This window comes from Fretibacterium sp., from assembly GCF_057312375.1.
In genome coordinates this window covers 1-18,691 of sequence record NZ_DBHLDX010000037.1, presented here as the reverse complement: position 1 = coordinate 18,691, position 18,691 = coordinate 1, and the positions used below count along the sequence as shown (strand labels likewise).

Annotated in this window: 13 protein-coding genes; all 13 read left to right on the top strand. The window is 61.1% G+C overall.

What is annotated here, in order from left to right; genetic code table 11:
* Positions 1–139: 139 nt before the first annotated feature.
* The 13 genes from ACO41U_RS06890 to csrA all read left to right on the top strand — a co-directional run bounded on the left by ACO41U_RS06890 (position 140) and on the right by csrA (position 18,475).
* Entirely contained in the window at positions 140–1,264 is a 1,125-nt protein-coding gene (locus ACO41U_RS06890) for a DUF3084 domain-containing protein (RefSeq protein WP_485942641.1), read from the top strand.
* 45 nt (positions 1,265–1,309) lie between these two features.
* Entirely contained in the window at positions 1,310–1,726 is a 417-nt protein-coding gene (locus ACO41U_RS06885) for a GNAT family N-acetyltransferase (protein WP_298781914.1), read from the top strand.
* Between the two features lie 108 nt (positions 1,727–1,834).
* Positions 1,835–3,544, top strand: a complete 1,710-nt coding sequence (locus tag ACO41U_RS06880; RefSeq protein ID WP_485942639.1) for a DUF262 domain-containing protein — start codon at positions 1,835–1,837, stop codon at positions 3,542–3,544.
* Entirely contained in the window at positions 3,541–5,982 is a 2,442-nt protein-coding gene (locus ACO41U_RS06875) for a DUF262 domain-containing protein (RefSeq protein WP_485942637.1), read from the top strand. Before ACO41U_RS06880 ends, ACO41U_RS06875 begins: the two co-directional genes overlap by 4 nt.
* A gap of 274 nt (positions 5,983–6,256) precedes the next feature.
* Positions 6,257–8,287 carry an AAA family ATPase gene (locus ACO41U_RS06870; RefSeq protein ID WP_485942635.1) on the top strand — a complete coding sequence of 677 codons (2,031 nt, stop codon included), beginning with the start codon at positions 6,257–6,259 and terminating at the stop codon, positions 8,285–8,287.
* A gap of 78 nt (positions 8,288–8,365) precedes the next feature.
* Positions 8,366–8,845 (top strand): ribonuclease HI, encoded by a 480-nt coding sequence (gene rnhA, locus ACO41U_RS06865; RefSeq protein WP_485942633.1) that lies wholly within the window; start codon positions 8,366–8,368, stop codon positions 8,843–8,845.
* Positions 8,842–9,555, top strand: coding sequence for a ComF family protein (locus ACO41U_RS06860; RefSeq protein ID WP_485942631.1), 714 nt, complete (start codon positions 8,842–8,844; stop codon positions 9,553–9,555). Before rnhA ends, ACO41U_RS06860 begins: the two co-directional genes overlap by 4 nt.
* A 138-nt stretch (positions 9,556–9,693) precedes the next feature.
* Positions 9,694–9,978 carry a flagellar biosynthesis anti-sigma factor FlgM gene (locus tag ACO41U_RS06855; protein WP_485942629.1) on the top strand — a complete coding sequence of 95 codons (285 nt, stop codon included), beginning with the start codon at positions 9,694–9,696 and terminating at the stop codon, positions 9,976–9,978.
* 14 nt (positions 9,979–9,992) lie between these two features.
* A complete protein-coding gene (gene flgN, locus ACO41U_RS06850) occupies positions 9,993–10,448 on the top strand; it encodes a flagellar export chaperone FlgN (protein ID WP_485942627.1) in 456 nt (151 codons plus the stop codon).
* A gap of 3 nt (positions 10,449–10,451) precedes the next feature.
* Positions 10,452–13,553, top strand: a complete 3,102-nt coding sequence (gene flgK, locus ACO41U_RS06845) for a flagellar hook-associated protein FlgK (RefSeq protein ID WP_485942625.1) — start codon at positions 10,452–10,454, stop codon at positions 13,551–13,553.
* Between the two features lie 25 nt (positions 13,554–13,578).
* Positions 13,579–17,490 carry a flagellar hook-associated protein FlgL gene (gene flgL / locus ACO41U_RS06840; RefSeq protein ID WP_485942623.1) on the top strand — a complete coding sequence of 1,304 codons (3,912 nt, stop codon included), beginning with the start codon at positions 13,579–13,581 and terminating at the stop codon, positions 17,488–17,490.
* A 200-nt stretch (positions 17,491–17,690) separates the two neighbouring features.
* Positions 17,691–18,176 carry a flagellar assembly protein FliW gene (gene fliW / locus ACO41U_RS06835; RefSeq protein WP_485942621.1) on the top strand — a complete coding sequence of 162 codons (486 nt, stop codon included), beginning with the start codon at positions 17,691–17,693 and terminating at the stop codon, positions 18,174–18,176.
* Entirely contained in the window at positions 18,176–18,475 is a 300-nt protein-coding gene (gene csrA / locus ACO41U_RS06830; protein WP_485942618.1) for a carbon storage regulator CsrA, read from the top strand. The genes fliW and csrA overlap by 1 nt, the downstream gene beginning before the upstream one ends.
* The last annotated feature ends 216 nt before the right edge of the window (positions 18,476–18,691 follow it).

Below are 18,691 nucleotides of genomic sequence, written 5' to 3'. Positions count from 1 at the left end.
TTGATGTTCCTTGATCGCTTTCAACAACTTTTGAAGATTAATCAGCGCTTCCTTAGAGATCATCTTGATAAAAGCTTCTTGACTCCCGTCGCGCGGGTCGGCGGACCGCGCGACGTTTGAAGCGAAGGAGAGCTCACCGTTGAATTTTTCCGGTTCCGGCGCTAACTGGTTTTTGATCTTATCCCTGATCCTGGGCAGCGCTGCGCTGGCCTTCCTGGGGGACGTCCTTGGGTTCCGGTACGGGAAGCAGAGGATATCCATCTTCGGCCTGCGCCCCAAGTACACCAGCCGCCTGATCACCGCCATCACGGGCGGGGTCATCACCGTGATCGTCCTTGGAGTGCTCTCCGCGTTCTCCCAGGACGTGCGCACCGCCCTCTTCAGCATGAACTACATTCAACAGCAGCTCCTTGACCTGCGCTTACAGCTCAACCAGAGCCAGGAGATCGCCGACCAGGCCCAGGAGGCGCTCGCCGAACAGCAGGCGAGAATGCAGGTCACCACGGCGAGCCTGGACCTCGCCCGGCTGGACCTGGACTCCCTTCGCAACGATCGCCTGCTCCTGGAGCAGGAGAAGTCCGACCTGGCGGCATCCGTTCAGGGGCTGCGGGACGAATCGGAGCAGCTGAAGCAGGCGCTTCACACCATGCGCAGCGGATCGATCGCCCTGAGCGCCAACGTCCTTCTGGCTCAGGGGGCCTTTGAACCGGGCACCTCCGAGGCGGAGGCCCGAAAGGGGCTGGAGGACCTCAAACAGAGGGTCCGCGTCGCGGCCCAGGTGCGGATGTCGGAGCTCCTGCCGTCGACCCCGCGGAGCGTTTCCGTCACGTTTGATCCGGAGGAGGAGGCCTCCCTGCTGAAGCGGATTGAGGACGCGCCGGACCGCCTCTACGTCCGCGCCATCTCCCGCGAGAACGTGGCCTTCGGCGAGGAGGTTGGCGTGCGCTTTGAGGTAGGCAGGAGCCTCCTGCTCTATTCCGACGGCGACGTCATCTACCGGCGGGTGTACAACGCTCAGGCTCAGGACTTTGACGCGGAGGAAGCGCTGCACAGCTTCCTCCGCGACCTGAAGGTGAGCGCAATCCACGAAGGCGTCCTTCCGGACCCGGCCACGAACAACGTCGGCACGCTTCGAGGCGAGGAGTTCTTTGACGCCGTGGAAACGTTGAGGTCGATCCACACGCCCGTCATCATCAACGGCCTGGCGTCGGGGGACATCCACACCGAGGGACCGGTCAACCTTCGGCTTTCCTTCCAGGAGTGAGCCGCGGCCCCAAGGACAATGCCCTCATGAGGGACGGAGGCCAATATGGAAGACTACCTTTTCTACGACAGCAAGCTTGCGGTGAACGCGCAGGAGCTCCAGAGCCTTTACCGTTACACGGAGTGGGGGCACAGCCGCTCCGTCGAGGGGATTCAGGCCATGATCGACGGGACGAGCCTCTGCTTCTCGGCCCGGCACGACGACAAGCTCGTGGGGTTCTGCCGGATCATCACGGATTTCGTCTACAGGGCGTCCCTGTGGGACGTCATCGTTCACCCCGCGCACCAGGGGCGGGGGCTGGGGGGCGCCCTGGCGGACTACGCTCTGACGCACCCGGCCATCCGGAACATCCCCATCATCATGGCCTACACCACCGGGTGGATGCGCTTCCTCAGGGGGCGGGGCTTTGAAACGCAGCGGGGCCTGATGATGCTCATGCGCTGCCCGATCGAGTACTCCTGATCTTCCGAGGCGTTGTCGAAATAATATCCTGAGTTTATAATAGCTCAATAGCTCAAGCCGTTCTGATCTGTCTTAACGAAATGCGCTGGCATGCAGGGGGATGATGACGTGCAAGAGAATTCATTATACAAGAAAGAGGTTTCTAAAATAAAGGGGGAATTTACGGTTCCCGCCTATCAACGCGGCTACCGTTGGGGGGAGAAACAAGTAAGGGAGCTGCTTGAGGATATTTATAGCAGCGACCAAAGCCTTTGTTTGCAGCCCATCGTGGTCAAACGTAAAGGCGACAAGTACGAGCTCATTGATGGGCAGCAGCGTCTTACCACACTGTACCTGATTTATCGTTTCATGAAAGATGAAGGATATAAGCCAAGAATTGACCTGCCGTTTTCTCTTGAATACGAGACAAGGCCAAAAAGTGGAGAGTATCTGATGCGGCCGGATGAAAAGAATAAGGACGACAATGTGGATTTTTACCATATTTACCACAGCTATCAGGCCATAAAAGAATGGTTTGGAGAGGACGCGAATCAGGCTCAGACCAAGGCGGACACGATTTACCCTAAATTCGATAACAACGTCTTTGTGATCTGGTATGAAGTGGACGAGAAAACAGATGCTCCAGGGCTTTTTACCCGTCTGAATGCCGGAAGGATCCCCCTGACGAACTCCGAGTTGATCAAGGCTCGACTGCTGTTGGTCGTAAGAACGGCAAACGGTTCCGACGATGAGCGGGGGAGATTGAAACAAATCGAGATCGCTACCCAGTGGGACGCCATGGAAAGGGAACTGCACAACGAGGAGTTTTGGGCCTTTTTGACCAATGCTCCGGGAGAAGGGTGCCCCGCTCGCATTGATCTGGTGTTCGATCTTCTTGCGGACAAAAAGCAAAAGGATAAAGATGAATTTCACACTTTCCGCTGGTTTGAAGAAGAATTGGACGGGAAGGGCGGTGTCGACGAACTTTGGAATACAATACAGGAGACGTTTCAAACGTTGAGAGGTTGGTATGAAGATCGTGACCTTTATCATAAGGTCGGCTACCTCGTTGCCGAAGGAAAAACTGAATTGTCTCGACTGATAAGAGAATCGCAGGGAAAAACGAAGAGTGCCTTCAGGAATTTTTTAGACAACGAGATCAGAGGTGGCTTGCAAGGTATCTCCTGTGATGACCTGTCCTACGAAAATGGTATGGATAAGGATAAGATACAACGTATCCTGCGACTGTTTAACGTTGAACTCCTCGCCCAAGTGAAAAACAGCTTGGAACGCTATCCCTTTTCCCTTGATAAGAGTCAGAACTGGAGCTTGGAACACATTCATGCCCAGAACGCCGAATTGCTGAGAAAGGAAGATGAGTGGCGGGAATGGTTGACAAAACATCAGGAGGCTCTGGAAGAAATCGCTCAGGAGGACAAGGCACTTGAGGCGCTTGTTGGCGAGATCGAGATCGCATTGGGAAAGAAGGAAATAGGCGGCGAGACATTCAGGAGCCTTCAAGGAAAAATCATAGCAGCCTTATCCGCGAAAGAGGACGATTTTCAGGTTGATCTTCATGGCCTGGGGAACCTGGCCTTCATGCCGCAGGGAGAAAACGCCGCCTTGAGCAATTCCGTCTTTGCCGTCAAGAGGAAAAAGCTGATTGAGATGGACAAGGCAGGACGCTACATCCCCATGGGGACGCGGTGGGTTTTTCTGAAGTATTATGGCGACGGTCAAAATTGCCTTCACTATTGGTACAAGAGCGATTACGATGCCTATCTAAATGAAATTAAAACCGTTCTGAGAGCTTATCTTCCCAAGGAGGATGGACGATGAAGACGCTGTCCTTTCTCGATCTTTTCATAAAGGAAAAACTCTGCATTGAGATCCCGATGCTGCAACGCGACTATGCCCAAGGCCGCGAAGATGCCAATGCGAAAAAAATTCGGGAGCGTTTTTTGGATACGCTGACCAGTGCTCTGGAAGGGGTGCCTGTCGTCCTGGATTTCATCTACGGGTCCGTCGAAAATGGAAAGTTTTATCCTTTGGATGGCCAGCAGCGTTTGACCACGCTCTTTTTGCTACACGGATATGTCGCTGTCAGTGAGGATCGGGCCAAGGAGTTTTTGCAATATCTCCATAGCGATGAAGGAAGCCGTTTCTCTTACACGACGCGCTTCAGCTCGCGCGATTTCTGCGGTAAGTTTGTCGATTGTCTCGTGGGAGAGAAACTTCTGCTTGGAGGCCCAGCCGAACAATCTTTACGGTCCTGGATCGAGGATCAGGGCTGGTTTCAATATTCCTGGAAAGGAGACCCCACCATAGCGGCCATGCTCGTTATGCTGGACGCGATCCACGAACGTCTGAAGGATAAACGAGGAGATTTCTGGCCCAAGATGAAAGGAGAGGGCGGAACCCCTGCGGCAATCCAGTTTCATTTCTTGGAATTGGAGGATTTCAAGCTGAAGGACGAGCTCTATATCAAGATGAACGCCAGGGGAAAGCCTCTGACGGAGTTTGAGAATTTGAAGGCTCACTTCCTGAGCCTTCTCGACAAAATAGATGTGTTGCAACGTCAGGAGTTTGAAGGGCAGTTCGCACAAAAATTTGACAACGATTGGACGGATATCTTCTGGGCCTTGTGCGATAAAGATAAAGGCCTTAGCGTTGATGGCGTTGACAGTTTCTTTCTGCAATACGCTCGGTATCTCACGGATATGTTCAAGCACAAGGCCGGGATTGGGAAGCCCGGCACAGATCAGGACGACTTCAAAGTCTGGAATGACGTCTACGGTCCGGATAGCGATCTGGGAAAAGAGGCCAGAAGGTGGCTGTTTGACGCGCTGGATTGCTGGCACGCGGAAAAGATCCCTGACGTATCTGGATTTTTCAACGCAATCTTCAGCCCCTCGGGCTATGAGGAGGGGAAGATTTGGCTGGATAGAGGGATTGACCTGTTCCCGCGCTGCTGCCGCGAATATCAAAGCAGCAGTGTTACCAGCAGTTTTACCTTGGGCGACAGCCTTCTTCTGTTCGCGATTCTCTGTCGGCTTGTATTGTCAGACAGTCCTCGTGAAATCCTGGAGGACAAGGTATTTCGCGTCCGTCTGCGCGCTGTGCGGAACCTGATTTGGAACGATGATTTGCGTAACAGCGAAAAAATGTCAGGTTGGCGTTCTGCGGTCGAAAAAATAATGGAGGGCGGTGTGCTTCAGGAAAACGAATCCTTTGCTCCTTTTACTGAATATCAGATCAAAGAGGAGCAGGCCAAGGCTGAGTTTCTGGAAAAGAACTCCGAGTATCGCGAAACTGTGCATCAGTTGGAGGATCACCCCCTGCTGAAAGGACGTATCGCAGTGCTGTTCGACACCGACAAGAAAGAATTCATCGTTAAACCTAATTGTGCTTTGACGTTTTTGAGGCTTTTCCCTCGAAAACAGGCAGAAGGACCAAGCAGGGCGCAGAGCGCGCGGGCTCTGTTGGCCGTTGGGGACTACGCTCAAGCCCTTACCCAGGAAAGATGGCAGTTGGGGCCGGGGAATAACGACCAGGAAAGGTTCTGGCAAGATCTGTTTATACGAGTGGAGCGCAAGGAATTTAAGAACACCCGGGAATGCCTCCGCACCTTGTTGGAAAAGGTTTCAAGGCTGTCAGAATGTGACGATCTGGTCTATTGCCTTGAGCGTATCGTTGGGGATTATCTTGAAAACGTGGAAAAGGAAGGGAAACTCGACTGGCGTTATTACTTTGTCAAGTATTATGAGACGATGTGCGAAGGGAAATCCGGTATCTATTACGGTGGATCAGAAAGCGGATTTTTCGACGTTAGCATGCTCGATAAAACACAGCGCAACAGCTATTATCGCGATCCCTATTTGTGGACGGTATTGAAAAAGGCTTCGCTTGTCAAAAGCGAGGACCTTAAGGACAATGAAAAAGATATCGCTCAGGTTTTGTCCTACGGAAAAGAAAAAAAGTGGGTGCAGCTGCGTCAGGCAGGTGTTGAGATGCGCTGCGATCCTGAAGGAAAAGGGTTTCGGCTCAGGGCGACAAATGAGAAGGGACAGGCACACCTGGACCAACTGCTGGAGCAACTGCGCCAAAGCGATGAATGGGAAAAAAGGATCGTAGACTGGGAAAAGAGGATTAATGATCATGAGGAAAGCGGACTTCTTGTGGCTATCTCCGGAGAGAGGGATGAGGAAAACTATGACACGGAAGATCGCATTGAGATAGGGGTAGAGTTGGTCCGGCGTCTTCAGAGCCTGTGCTGAAGTGCAAAACTGAAATTCAAACGGAGGCGATGGCCTGTGCGTTGCGTCGGCGGAAGCGTTGGAGGAGGAGTGCGCTGTCCCTCTACATACTTCAGGTTTTGAATCCGACGAGGAACACCCCCTCACGGTCATGGAGGACGTCAGGAAGATGGCCAAACGATACGGCCTCTGAGGTGGCCTTCAATGCGCTGATCCGGCCTCCATCGGCTGACTGCACCGATATCAGTGCGGGGTACCCTGTATACTCTTGACCAAACGATCAGGGGTGATGACGATGCTGTTTTACAAGATCGAAATGGAGAGCGACAGGGCCCTGGAGAGCAGCGAGCAGAAGATGAGGAAAACGCGGGCCAGGATCAAGGAGCGGACGGAGGAGGCGAACGAAAGGTCCAGGGAAGAGATGAGCTTTTTCGTGTCGGAAATCCACGGTCGAAAGGTCTCCATCGGTGCCGCGACGTTTGCCGGGATCAAGGTTCCGGACCAGAAGGACCTCGAGAGGGGCCTTGAGCGGTTCTGCGAGAGGCTTGACCTCCACGGGAAGGACGCCGCCTTCGAGGAGATCACCGTGGGAGAGTTCTCCAGACTGCTGTACGGCGCCAATCGGAGGGACTACATCGAGGACGATGACGAGTACAAGTCCGACCTCAACATGGATTTTATCGACAGCTACCGCTCTGGCAGCCACAGCGAGGTGCTGATCCCCAAGCCGTTTGCGAAGCGAGAGGCCCTTGTGGAGGCAAGGCGCCTGCTCTGCAGCGCCTCCTTCAGGCCGGAGATCGATCGGATCTTCGATGCCCGCGGTCCGAAGCACTTCGTGGGGCACCCGGTCCATTACGTCGTGACGTCGGACGACCCAAAAATTCGTCAATCCATTCGGGAGCTCCTGCTGGGGGCCCTGCTTCAGAGACGGCGCCTGTTGGGTAGACGGTACTGCGTTCTGACGCTGGACCCCAACCGGGGGTGCTGCGACGCGGAGCGGCTGCGTAATTTCTATGAGTCGCAGAAGGGGTGTACCCTGGTGCTGTCCCTGACGGGTACGGGCGCCGATGAGGACGAAGACCGCTCTTATGCCGACGCCTCTGGCGAGAACCTCGCGGTCGTCGCCTCCTGCCTTGCCGCGTTTCGCCGCAACACCCTCTCCATCATCGAGATGAAACGGTCCGACGAGAGGCTGTGCCGCCGGCTGATGGAGGAGCTCCCGGAGATCACGTTCGTCAAGCTGGAGGAGGAGGTCGTGTTCAACAGGGCGGCCAGGGGCTACCTGAGGCGGCTGGCCGGGGAAAACGGCGTCGAGAACTGCGACTCCCTCCTCAAGCGTCTGCCCGTGGCGGAGTCGGGTTACATCACCGCGGACCTCAACAAGACGTTCAACAAATGGTACGACGATTACCTCAGGACCGAGCTTCACGCCCAGTATCGGGACCTGTCCGCAGGAGTCGACGGGAGGAAGGCGAAGCCCAAGGGCGACGCCTACAGGGAGCTGATGGATATGGTCGGCCTTCGGGCGGTCAAGGAGATCATCCTTCAGGCCGTCCAGTTCCACAAGGCCCAGAGGTTGTTTGCGGACCGGGGGGTCAGCACCCAAAGGCCGGCGATGCACATGGTCTTTGCCGGGAACCCCGGAACGGCCAAGACGACCGTCGCCCGTCTGATGGCCCGAATCATGAAGGACAACGGGCTGCTCACGACGGGCGGCCTGGTGGAGGTCGGTCGGGCCGACCTGGTGGGCAAGTACGTGGGCTGGACCGCGCAGATCGTCAAAAAGAAGTTCAAGGAAGCCAGGGGATCGGTCCTCTTCATCGACGAGGCGTACTCCCTGCTGGATGAGCGCGAGGGGCTCTTCGGGGACGAGGCGATCAACACGATCGTCCAGGAGATGGAGAACGCCCGCGAGGACACGGTGGTGGTCTTTGCCGGGTATCCCGACCGCATGAAGGAGTTCGTGGAGCGCAATCCGGGCCTGAGGAGCCGCGTGGCCTTTCACGTCGATTTTCCCGACTACACGACGGAGGAGCTGCTGGATATCTTCGGCCTCATCCTGAAGGAGAAGGGCCGCAGGGCCGGGCCCGATACCCTGGAGCGTGCGCGGAGCCTGCTGGAGGGGGCGACGGCTGCTCCGGACTTCGGCAACGGCCGCTTCGTGCGAAACCTGGTGGAGCGGGCCGAGATGCGCCACGCCTCCCGCGTGCTGGCCCTTCCCCCGGACGCCGTCACGGACGAGTCGATCAGGACCTTCCTGCCAGAGGACCTGGAGCCTCCGGAGTGCGCCGGCAGGCCCACGGGGCGAAGGGTGGGCTTTGCGTGAGTTCCGCCGCTGCCGTTGACGGCGAAGGGGACGAGGAGTTGAAGGCCGGCGGGCCGTTTTTTTGAAGGAGGGGCTCTCTTGAGCGAAACGACGAGGACGGCGGTGACCGTCTACACGGATGGGGGCGCGTCGCCCAATCCGGGCCTTGGAGGGTGGGCCGCGGTGCTGCTGTCGCTATCTCACGGCGCGGAGCGCGAGATATCGGGTGCCGAGGAGGACACCACGAACAACCGCATGGAGCTCACCGCCGCCATAGAGGCGCTGAGGGCTCTGAAGCGACCCTGCCGGGTGGACCTGCACACGGACTCCACCTACCTGCGCAACGCCTTTGAACGGGGATGGCTCGTGAAGTGGCGGAGGAACGGCTGGCGCACGGCGGCCAAAGAGCCCGTCCAGAATCGGGACCTGTGGGAGGAGCTGTGGGGCCTGGCTCAGACCCACGAGGTCCGCTGGCATTGGGTCAAGGGCCACGCGGCCGACCAGCGCAACAACCGCTGCGACGAGCTGGTGCGGGAGGCCAGGGAGCGCTTTCGGGCGGGCGCGGGGTCCGCTCCTTGACGCCCCCTGAGCTGAAGGGCGGGGCAGCCTCTGCCGCGTCCGCCCGCCCTGGCCTCCGCATCCTGCGCCGTCTTGGGGCGTTGGCGCTCCACGCCCTCTGGCCCGTGAGCTGCCCCGTCTGCGGAAGGCTGGGGGAGGTGCTCTGCTCCGGGTGCCGCGACGCCCTGTTCCGTCCGCTCCTGCCGCGCTGCCTGTACTGCGGGGCACCCAGCCCCTGCAAGAGGCACGCCAACGCCCCTCTGATCCGCACCGCCGCCCTCTACGAGGGCGGCGTCAGCCGCGTGATCCTCGGCCTGAAGTACGGGGGCTTCCGCGCGCTGGGGCGCCGGCTGGGGGAGGGGATGGCCGCCCTCTGGGAGGCCCCGGCCGTGGACCTCCTGCTCCCCGTGCCCCTGCACCGGGGAAGCCGGCGGGGGTACAACCAGGCCTTTGAGATCGCGAAGGGTCTGGGGAGGGCCTGGGGCGTCAGGGCGGAGGAGGCGGCCCGCTGGGCGGTCGCCCTGGCGCCCCGGACGGGGCTGAGCCGGGCGGAGCGGCTGTCGCTGCGCCCGGAGGCCTTTGAGGTTTTCCCCCGCGTCCGTGGGGCCCGCGTGGTTCTGGTGGACGACGTGTGCACGACGGGGGCGACCCTGGCCTGCCTTGCGCGGGCCTGCGAGGCGGCGGGGGCCTCCGTGCTGGGCGCCTTCGTCGCCGCGGGAAGCGCCGGGTGATGGGCCGGCGGGTAAAGGGCGGGGGAGAAAGTTCCGATACTCTACCCGGAATGAGGCCGTCCGGGTGCAGACAGGGCATGGACGCCCTGGCGGACGGGTGAACGCGAACGGGGAAGGACGGAAAGGAGCGTGTTCCCTTTGATAGGAAGGATATACGGGCAGTTCGGCTTCGACGCGCCGAACGCGAAGAAGGCGCGGCGGAGGACCGGCGCGGGCGGGACGTCCGTCGGATCGGACGAGGCGGACTTCAGCTCGTTCTCTGTGGAGCTGGCCCGCATCGACGCGGAGCTGAAGAACGTTCCGGACGTCCGGGAGGACGTCGTCGCGGCCTATAAGGAGCAGGTGGAGGCGGGGACCTACGTCCCGCCGCTGGACCAGGTGGCCCACTCCCTGCTCGTGGCGGGGCTGCTGAACGTCCGCTAGCGGGGGGCGAGCCGGTGCGCGGCGAGGTTGAGGCTCTGATCAGCGCGGTCCTGGAGGAAGCGGACGCGATCGACGACCTGGTGGACGTCGTTCGGGATCAGCGCGAGGCCGTGAAGGTCGGGGACGCGGAGGAGATGGACGGCCTGATGAAGGAGATGCATGAGGTCGTCTTCGACGTGCAGACCCAGGAGCTCCGGCGGAGCGACAGGGCGAAGAGGCTGGCGGCGCAGTTCGGCTGCGAGCCCTGCGCGGAGTCCCTGGCTGTGCCCATGGAGGAGGCCGAGCGCGCCCTGTTCAACGGCGCGGCGGACCGGCTGACCCAGTCCGTGTTCGTGCTGAAATCCGAGATGACGATCCTGAGCGGGCTGATCGATCAAAATAAACGATACACGGCGATGCTGTTGTCGGAGTGGCGCCGTCTTATGGGTGAGGGCGCCGCGGACGCGGGAGCGGCGGATTTCAGGGGGTAGAAGATGCTCAACGCTTTTTCGGGAATCGAGATGGGGAAGAGGGCGCTGAACGCCTACAGGCTCGGTATGCAGACCGTGGGGCACAACGTTTCCAACATGAGGACGGAGGGGTATTCTCGCCAGAGGGTGCTCTGTTCCACGGTGCAGCCCATGGACCTTCCGGGCGTTGGGCAGGTCGGCCAGGGGATGAAGGCCGACGAGATCGTCCGCATCCGGGACCAGTTCCTCGACTTTCAGTACCGCTCCAACCTGGCCACCAAGGGGTATTGGGACACGATCAACGCCGTCTACCAGAACCTGCAAAACTACATTCCTGAACCGAAGAACAAGGGACTCAGCGCTGCGATGGACACGTTCTACGCCGCCATGCGGACGTTGCAGCAGAAGCCGGAGGACGCCGCCGCGCGGCGCAGCCTCGTGGAGTCGGCCCGGTCCATCGGCGGGGTGTTGGACACGATCGTCACCGGGTTTGAGACGTACGCGAAGAACCTGAATCAGCAGGTCCTGACCGCAGTTCAGGACGCAAACCAGATGCTGCACAAGATCGCCGCCCTCAACAAGCAGATATACAAGGCCGAGGCGCTGGACCAGAACGCCAACGACCTGATGGACCAGCGGGACCTGCTCCTCGACAAGCTGTCCGAGATGCTGGACGTCACCACACAGGAACCCCTGCGGTATGGCGAAGTGAACGGCGAGTTCTTCCTGACGCTGAACGGGCGCGCCCTCATCCAGGGCGACCACGTCCGCGAGCTGAGAGCGCACGCCTTCCAGTGGGACGGGCAGGTCTACTACGACGTCCAGGTAGCGGAGAACGAGTTCGACATCGTGGAGAACTGCTACGTCGCCGACATCCTGGCCACGGGGCCTGAAGGGGTGCACCAGCTCACCGTCGACCGCCTCGCGAACGGCAAGGAGTGGGCCCTGGGCGGCGGCGATCCCCTCTGCCTCGACACGCGGGCCGTGACCACCTCCCGCTTTAAGGACGGCGTCATGCTGGACGACGCATCGGACAAAGCGAGGACGCGGAGCATCAACATCCGAACGACGAAGACGGACGGGACGCCCGTCAGCTTCACCGTTGACATCGCCTGGGATGCGGCGAACTCGAAATGGACCCTGAAGGCGACGGACTCTGACGGAGCCGCATTGGGCGCGAGCAGCGACTCGGGCGATGCGGAGCTGACCGTTAAAGAGCTGGGCGACTTTTTGAACGGCGTCATCGCGGCGAGCCCCGACCTTTCGGCTTCCGGCCTGAAGGTCGTGCTGCTGCCGGACGGCGTCATGCCGCCCACGTCCCTCCGCATCGAGGCGGGCAACGACGCGGACGGCTGGACCCGTTCGCTGGAGGTCCGAGACGTGGGGGGGACGCTGGGGATGCTCTCGCCGGTCCAGGTGGTGAAGAAGGGCAACACCCGGATGCGGAGCCGCCCCATGTCCCCCACGGAAGCCCTCGGCATCAAGGGTTCCTTCCGTATTCAGGTGGGGACCCAGGGCACGCGCGTCACGTCGGGCATCTTCCGGGCCAACGCCGCCGAGGGCTTGAAGGAGGGGGAGATCATCGGCCCCGGCAAGCCGGGGGATCGGCACACGTTCCGCATCGGCGTGGCGGACGATCAGGTGGACGTCACCGCGTCCTGGAACGATTCCTCCAAGGTGTGGGAGCTGACGAGTGACGTGTTCGCGTCCGGGGCAGAGACGAATCGACCGACGCCCTCTCCCTACCCCGTCGTCAGCGCCTCGGGCGCACTGACCGTCGCAGAGCTGACGGACTTCATGAACCAGGCGCTGCCCAGCGCCGGAATATCCGGGCTCAGTGTCGTGTCGGGACCGGCCGGAGGCACGGCCACGCAGTTCTACGTCGAGTCGAAGGACCACCGTCTGATCTCCATCAGCGACGTGGAGGGCAGCTTGGCGAAGCGGATGGGCATCGTCAACAAGGCGCCGGTGGTCACCATCGACGTGGAGGAGACGGACACCCTCACCACGATCCGCAACAAGATCAACGAGAAGTATCAGGCGGAGCTGGGGCTCACCGCACCGGAGGACTGGGTGCACGCTTCGTTGAAGCAGGACGTGGACCAGTCCTGGTACCTGACGATCGCCTCGGACGTGCCGGGCGAGGCGCAGCGCATCACGCTGATGGGGGGGGCGGACGGAAACGACCAGGTCCTGCGGCGGCTGGGGCTGATGCGCCTCGAACAGATCGGCACGGTCAGCGCTGCGGACAAAACGCCCGTCTACCGCGAGGTTGCGGCCATCAGCACGGTGGCTGAGGACGCCTCTTTCACCTTCAACGGCGTGCGATATCTCTCCGCGGACAATCGGTTCAAGGAGGCGAGGCGCATCCCCGCGTCGGGAGGGAGCAGCGACTACAGCGCGTCAAAGCTCGTCCAGGTGGAGGAGGGCATGTGGTTCAACCTGAAGCACGCCGGCAGCACGGCCATCACCGTGCGCCACCACGTTCGGAACGGCACGATCAAGGCCCTCGAGGAGGCCAGGGACGGGATCATCCCCAACCTCCAGGCGCAGCTAAATGAGCTGACCTGGGGGCTGGTGAACCACGTCAACGCCTATCAGTATTCCGGGTACGGCATTGGCGGCGACATCACGACGACGGGGGTCGCCTTCTTCAAGCCCCTCAGCACGCGGACCAAAGCGGCCTCAAACCTTTCCGTCAACGATGCCGTAGTGGCGGACAACGCCCTGATCGGTGCGGCGATGGGAAGGAAGAACGCTGCAGGGATCGCCGTGAGTGGCGTGAGCGGTGGGTCGGGCGACGGGAGCAACGCCCTGCGCATGGCGGACCTGGCCTCCGCGCGGGCCCTCAAGGGCGGCACGATGACCATCAGGGGGGTCTTCGACGCGATGCTCTCCCAGGTCGGCTCCGAGGCGGCGCACGCTCAGTTGATGAGCACCGCGCAGGACAGCCTGGCCGAACAGATCGGCCTGCAACGTGAGGCGGTGTCCGGCGTGAATCTGGATGAGGAGCTCATGGACATGATCACCCTCAACCGCTGCTTCGGGGCCATGTCGCGCTACGTGACCACCTTGGACGAAATGCTGAACGCGATCATCAACGGCTTCGGTCTGGTGGGCCGTTAGTCGTCAGGAGAGGTGAGGTAAGGACATGTACAGCCGAGCGACGAGCATGGGGTCCTACGCAACTCTTTTGAGTTCGCTGCAGGGCAACTACAGGAACATTCAGAACCTCCAAAAGCAGTTGGCGACCCTGAAGAAGTACTCCAACCTGTCCGAGAACCCCTCAGCCATCTCCCGTGCCCTTGAGCTGCAATCCGCCATTGCGGCCAACGACGACTACAAGGAGAACGGCGAGAACGCGGTGGCGCTCCTGAAGCATGCGGAGGGCGCGCTGGATCAGGTCCTGAACGCGGCGAAGGCCATCCGGACCCTGGTGATCCAGGCAGGAGATGGCGCGCTGAGCAAGAGCGATCGCGAGATCATCGCAAAGCAGATCGAGGCCAACCGGCAGACCATCCTGGACGCCCTGAACACCAAAGTCGCAGGGCAGTACCTTTTTGGCGGCACGAGCACGGGGGAGGCCCCCTTCGTTCTCAACGCGGACGGCAGCCTGACCTACCGTGGCACGGACGAGCGCATCAAGTACGCGCTCTCGAACGTCCTGAGAGGGGACGTTTCCTTCACGGGCAACGAGGTGCTGCCGAACAACGAGAAGGCCTACTTCATATGCAGCCACTACGTGCCGCTGGACTGGCAGTGGAAGGGGCGTGAGGAGAAGGTCCAGATCACCGTCGGGAACCGGACGATATCCGTCTTCATCCCGGAGCGCTGGATCGACGAGGTGGCGACGGGGAAGACGAAGCCGACGGACTACAACCAGTTCCGCGACCCGGACGAGGTGTCGGGCATCAGTTTGGATGACCTGGCGGCGCTCGTCAACCGCTCCCTGGAGGAGCAGGGGGCGGACATGCTGGTCCGGGCGTCGGTGGAGAAGGACCTGGCCTCGGGCCGTCAGCAGATGGTCATCAAGAGCCACACGGGTGAGAAGGTGGGCATCACCGGCTGGTCCACCACGGACTACATGCCCATGCCGCAGTCCATTGCCGGCATTCAGTTCAAGAAGACCGGGACGACGGCTGGAGGAGGGGTGACGGTGGAGACCCCGAACTGGAACGCCTCCATGCTGGGCGGTACATCGGACATCTCCCTGACGGGGCTGAAGGACAAGACGCTGACCGTCGTCACGATCGCGAAGGACGGGACCCAGGAGAAAAAGACCTGCACGTTTGCGGCGGACCCCGCAAACGTGCAGGCTCTGCTTGCTGAACTGAATACGGCAGGCAATCTCCCCGCCGGCGTCACGGGCTCCGAGAGGAACGGGGAGCTGGTGCTGACCTCCGCGGACGGCAAATCCATCCGCGTGGACGGCACGGCGGCGGAGCAGCTCTTCGGCGCGGCGCGCCGGAGCGAGGCCGCGAAGTACAGCGGCCTCATGGGGAAGATCAGCGTCCTGGGCTGGCGTGACGACTCACTGGGCAAGGGCATCACCATCACCGTGGGTGGCAAGAACTACGACTTCGAGTTTGCCGGAAAGCGCTCCATCTCGGACCTGGTGGCGGAGATCAATAAGAAGATCCCGGTGGACGCCGGCGACGTGCCCGTAGCCTCCGTCGTCGCAGGACGCCTGGTGCTCCAGTCCTCCCGCGGGCAGGTGACGGTGAAGGACCATGGTGCTGCGGGAGGCGTCCAGCAGTTGTTCGGCACGGCGGGGCCGGTGAAGAGCTCCACCAGCTCCCTCGCCGTCAAGGTGGGGGATAAGCTGCCGGTGACGGTCTACGTCAACGAGGGCGACACCCTGGCGGACGTCGCAGAGAAGCTCAACGCCATCGAGGGCGTCTACTCAAGAACCTCTGCCGACGCGGACCAGCTGGTGGCCGTGGCGAAGCGCGTCGGCGATCTGCCTGCAGACAATCTGTCCACGAACGCCGCGGCGGAGTCCCTGCACTACCCCTCCCTCACCATCACGGGGGCCGGAGGGGCGCTGGCGCTCTTCGACTTCACCTTCGCCGAGGACGCCGAGACGGGGGAGCAGCGGGGGGTCGTTGCCTCCAAGCCGCAGACGCGCCCCGTCGATCACAGCCACATGGACGTATTCGACGTCCTGGGGATGGAGACAGCCCTGAAGAGCGTGGAGTTCAAGAACGGCAGGGTCCTGAAGGTCGAGGCCGGAAAGCCGCTGCACTGGCGCGTGATGAGCGGCGGGCACACGGCAGACATCACCCTGAACCCCGGAGAGTACACGATGGACGACCTGGCTGCCCGCATCCGAAACGCCGGCGCGGGCTGGCTCGACGTGACGGTGGACGTGTACAACAAGGACCACCGCAGCGAGGACAGCACGGAGTCGGGGCTTGGCACCAGCTACAACCGGGAGGAGGCCACGCAGCGCCTCGTCATCCGCGGGCTGAAGGGCGAGCAGGTCCTGTTCCTGGACATGAACGACCAGCACTACGCCGACGAAATGGGGCTGTCCACGTCACTCCGCACGACCCCCGACATGGGGGTGAAGAGCATTGCCTTCCCAGAGGCCCCCTGCGTGGACGACGAGCTGGGGGTGAAGGTGCGCGTTCAGATGAACTGCGGCAAAACCTACGACGTCAACATCACGAAGAAGGCCGTCGTGAACCCCGCCACCGGCGAGGTCGATCGGGTGAAGGTGATGCGGGAGATCGTGAACCAGGTGAACGCCCAGGAGGGCTCGAACGTCATGGGGCTCACCGTGCCGGTGGACAAAAACGGCGCGGAGATCGCGAACTCCGCCTCCATCCACTTCCTGTCGGGCGAGCCCTTCTCGGTGGTGGACCTGCCCTTCTCCGACCCCGCCTGGTCGGACTACGCAGGGGGCATCGCGGCCCAGCTCGGCATCCACGGCGGCGTTTCGGCCAACCTGGCGAAGACCGCGACCCCGATGAAGGACGGGGACAAGTTTGGGAAGTCGGGCGTCCTGCGCTTTGAGAGCCTGGGGCACAGCGTGACCATCGACGTGTCGGAGAACGACACGGTGAAGGACGTCATGGACCGGCTGCGCTCCCAGGCGAAGGATTGGCTCTACGTCAACTACTTCGACGCGCACTTGGGGCAGACGGGGCGGCAGAGCGGCGATTATCCCATCCTCTCCATCGCCGCAAAGGACGGCTCGGCGGTCAACGTCATCGACGTCAAGGGGACGATCGCGGAGGAACACCTCGGCCTCGGCACGGGCATCCAGGGCAGCAAAGACGTCAGCGGCATGGAGTGGTCACTGGGGGAGACGGAGGGGAGCGTCTTCTCGATCACCGTGGCCGGATACACGCACACCATCGACATGACGGCGATGCGCGACGTGAACGGGAACGGAAAGATGGACGCGAAGGACCTGGTGGCCACCATCAACGCCCGTATGCAGGACTGCGACGTCAGGGCGGAGCTGAACGAGGAGGGCCATCTCGTGCTGTGGTCCCCGCGGGGCTACTCGATCAAGGCCGAGGTCACGAAGGTGAAAGCGGACGGCACTCCGGCGGGGGCGGTGGGAGATCGGACGAAGGACTTCTTTGGCGGGACTGCCAGTGAGGTTGGGACCTATTATCGGGGCGGGTATAGGTTGGACGATAAGGCCAACGACCGCAAACCCCAGGGGATCTTCGTGCAGAACACGACGAACCGCAGCGGCGCCAACGAGAAGATGCAGAACGGCTACGAGATGTTCGGCGACGTTACTGCGGCGGTGCGGGCCGGGAACCGAACCAGCCTGAGCGAGGTCATGCTGCCGCGCATTGACGCCTTCATCGACAACGTCCTGAGCGTGCTCTCCTCCAATGGCGCCATGCAGAACCGTTACAAGGCCAACATGGACCGCTTGACGACGGAGAACACGATGCTGACGGAAACCCACGACAAACTTGCGACGGTGGACCCGGCGGAGATCGCGACGCAGCTCATGATGGCCAACTACGTCTACCAGTCGAACCTCGCCGTCATCGCTCAGCTGATCCAGCCCAGCCTGCTGGACTTCATTCGCTAGGTCCTGCAAGCCGCAGGGGCGTTCGTCCCCTGCGGCTTTTGGCGGTGTCAGCGCCCCCTCGTGTATAATAGTGCCGAAACGACGGACCGACGGTCTTTACAGGGCCGCGTTGGAAGGTGCAGGGCGGTCAAGGTCTTGTCCGCCCTGTTTTGCTGGCTTTTCGTGGCTGGCGTGAAAATATGAGGATAAAGAGGATAGAGATGTCAGCAACGACGATAGCGACGGAACGGTTTGGCGAGGTCTCCTACAGGGACGAGGACATCCTGACGTTTCCCAGGGGTATTCCGGCCTTTGAGGACCGGCATCGCTGGATATTGGTGGGAAGCGAGGACAACGCCATCAAGTGGCTTCAGAACCTGGAGGACCCGGCTCTGGCGTTGCCGGTGACGACGCCGGACGCGGTGCGCCCGGATTATAATGCGCGCATCCCGGAGGACGAGCTGGAGCTGGTGGGCTCCATGGACCCCGCCGACCTGGCCCTTCTGATCGTGGTGTCCATTCCGGAGGGCGCGCCGTGGAACATGACGGCGAACCTGAGGGCGCCCATTCTGCTGAACCTCAAGACGCGCAAGGCCGTGCAGGTCATCGCGCTCAACGAGGAGTACCCTATTCGCCACGCCGTCTTCCCCGACGACGTGCGCGCGAGGATGCGGAGTCAGGCCGCGGCCGCGGGAGGACGGGGCTGATGCTGGTCCTGAGCCGACGCATCAACGAGTCCATACAGATCGGCACGGACGTCGAGGTGATGGTGATCGACGTCCGGGGCGACGTGGTGAGGCTGGGGATCACGGCGCCTCAGGCGACGCAGATCTGGCGCAAGGAGCTCTGGGACGTCATCGTGTCGGAGAACCGGGTCGCGGCGGAGGCGGCGAAGCGCTCCGCAAAGGCTCAGGGGGTGGGGGAGACGCCGCAGTTGCCGGTCTCGACCTTCTCGCGCCTGTCCAAGATCCCGACGGTACGCCTCAAAGAACGGGACGAGGAATGACCGCGGAGACATCCTGTACTGGAACGTCCGATCATTTGACGTGCCGTACAACCGTTAGCCGCGGATGACAGCGGCGGAAAACCCGTGTTCTCAGGCAGTGATTACGATGTCACTCGAAAGGGGGAGGAGCTTTATGTTTCAATCTACTATGCCAGAAGCTCGGCGTAAGGAAATTGGAAGACAGGTTGCAGATGCAATGAAATTTGGTAATAAGGA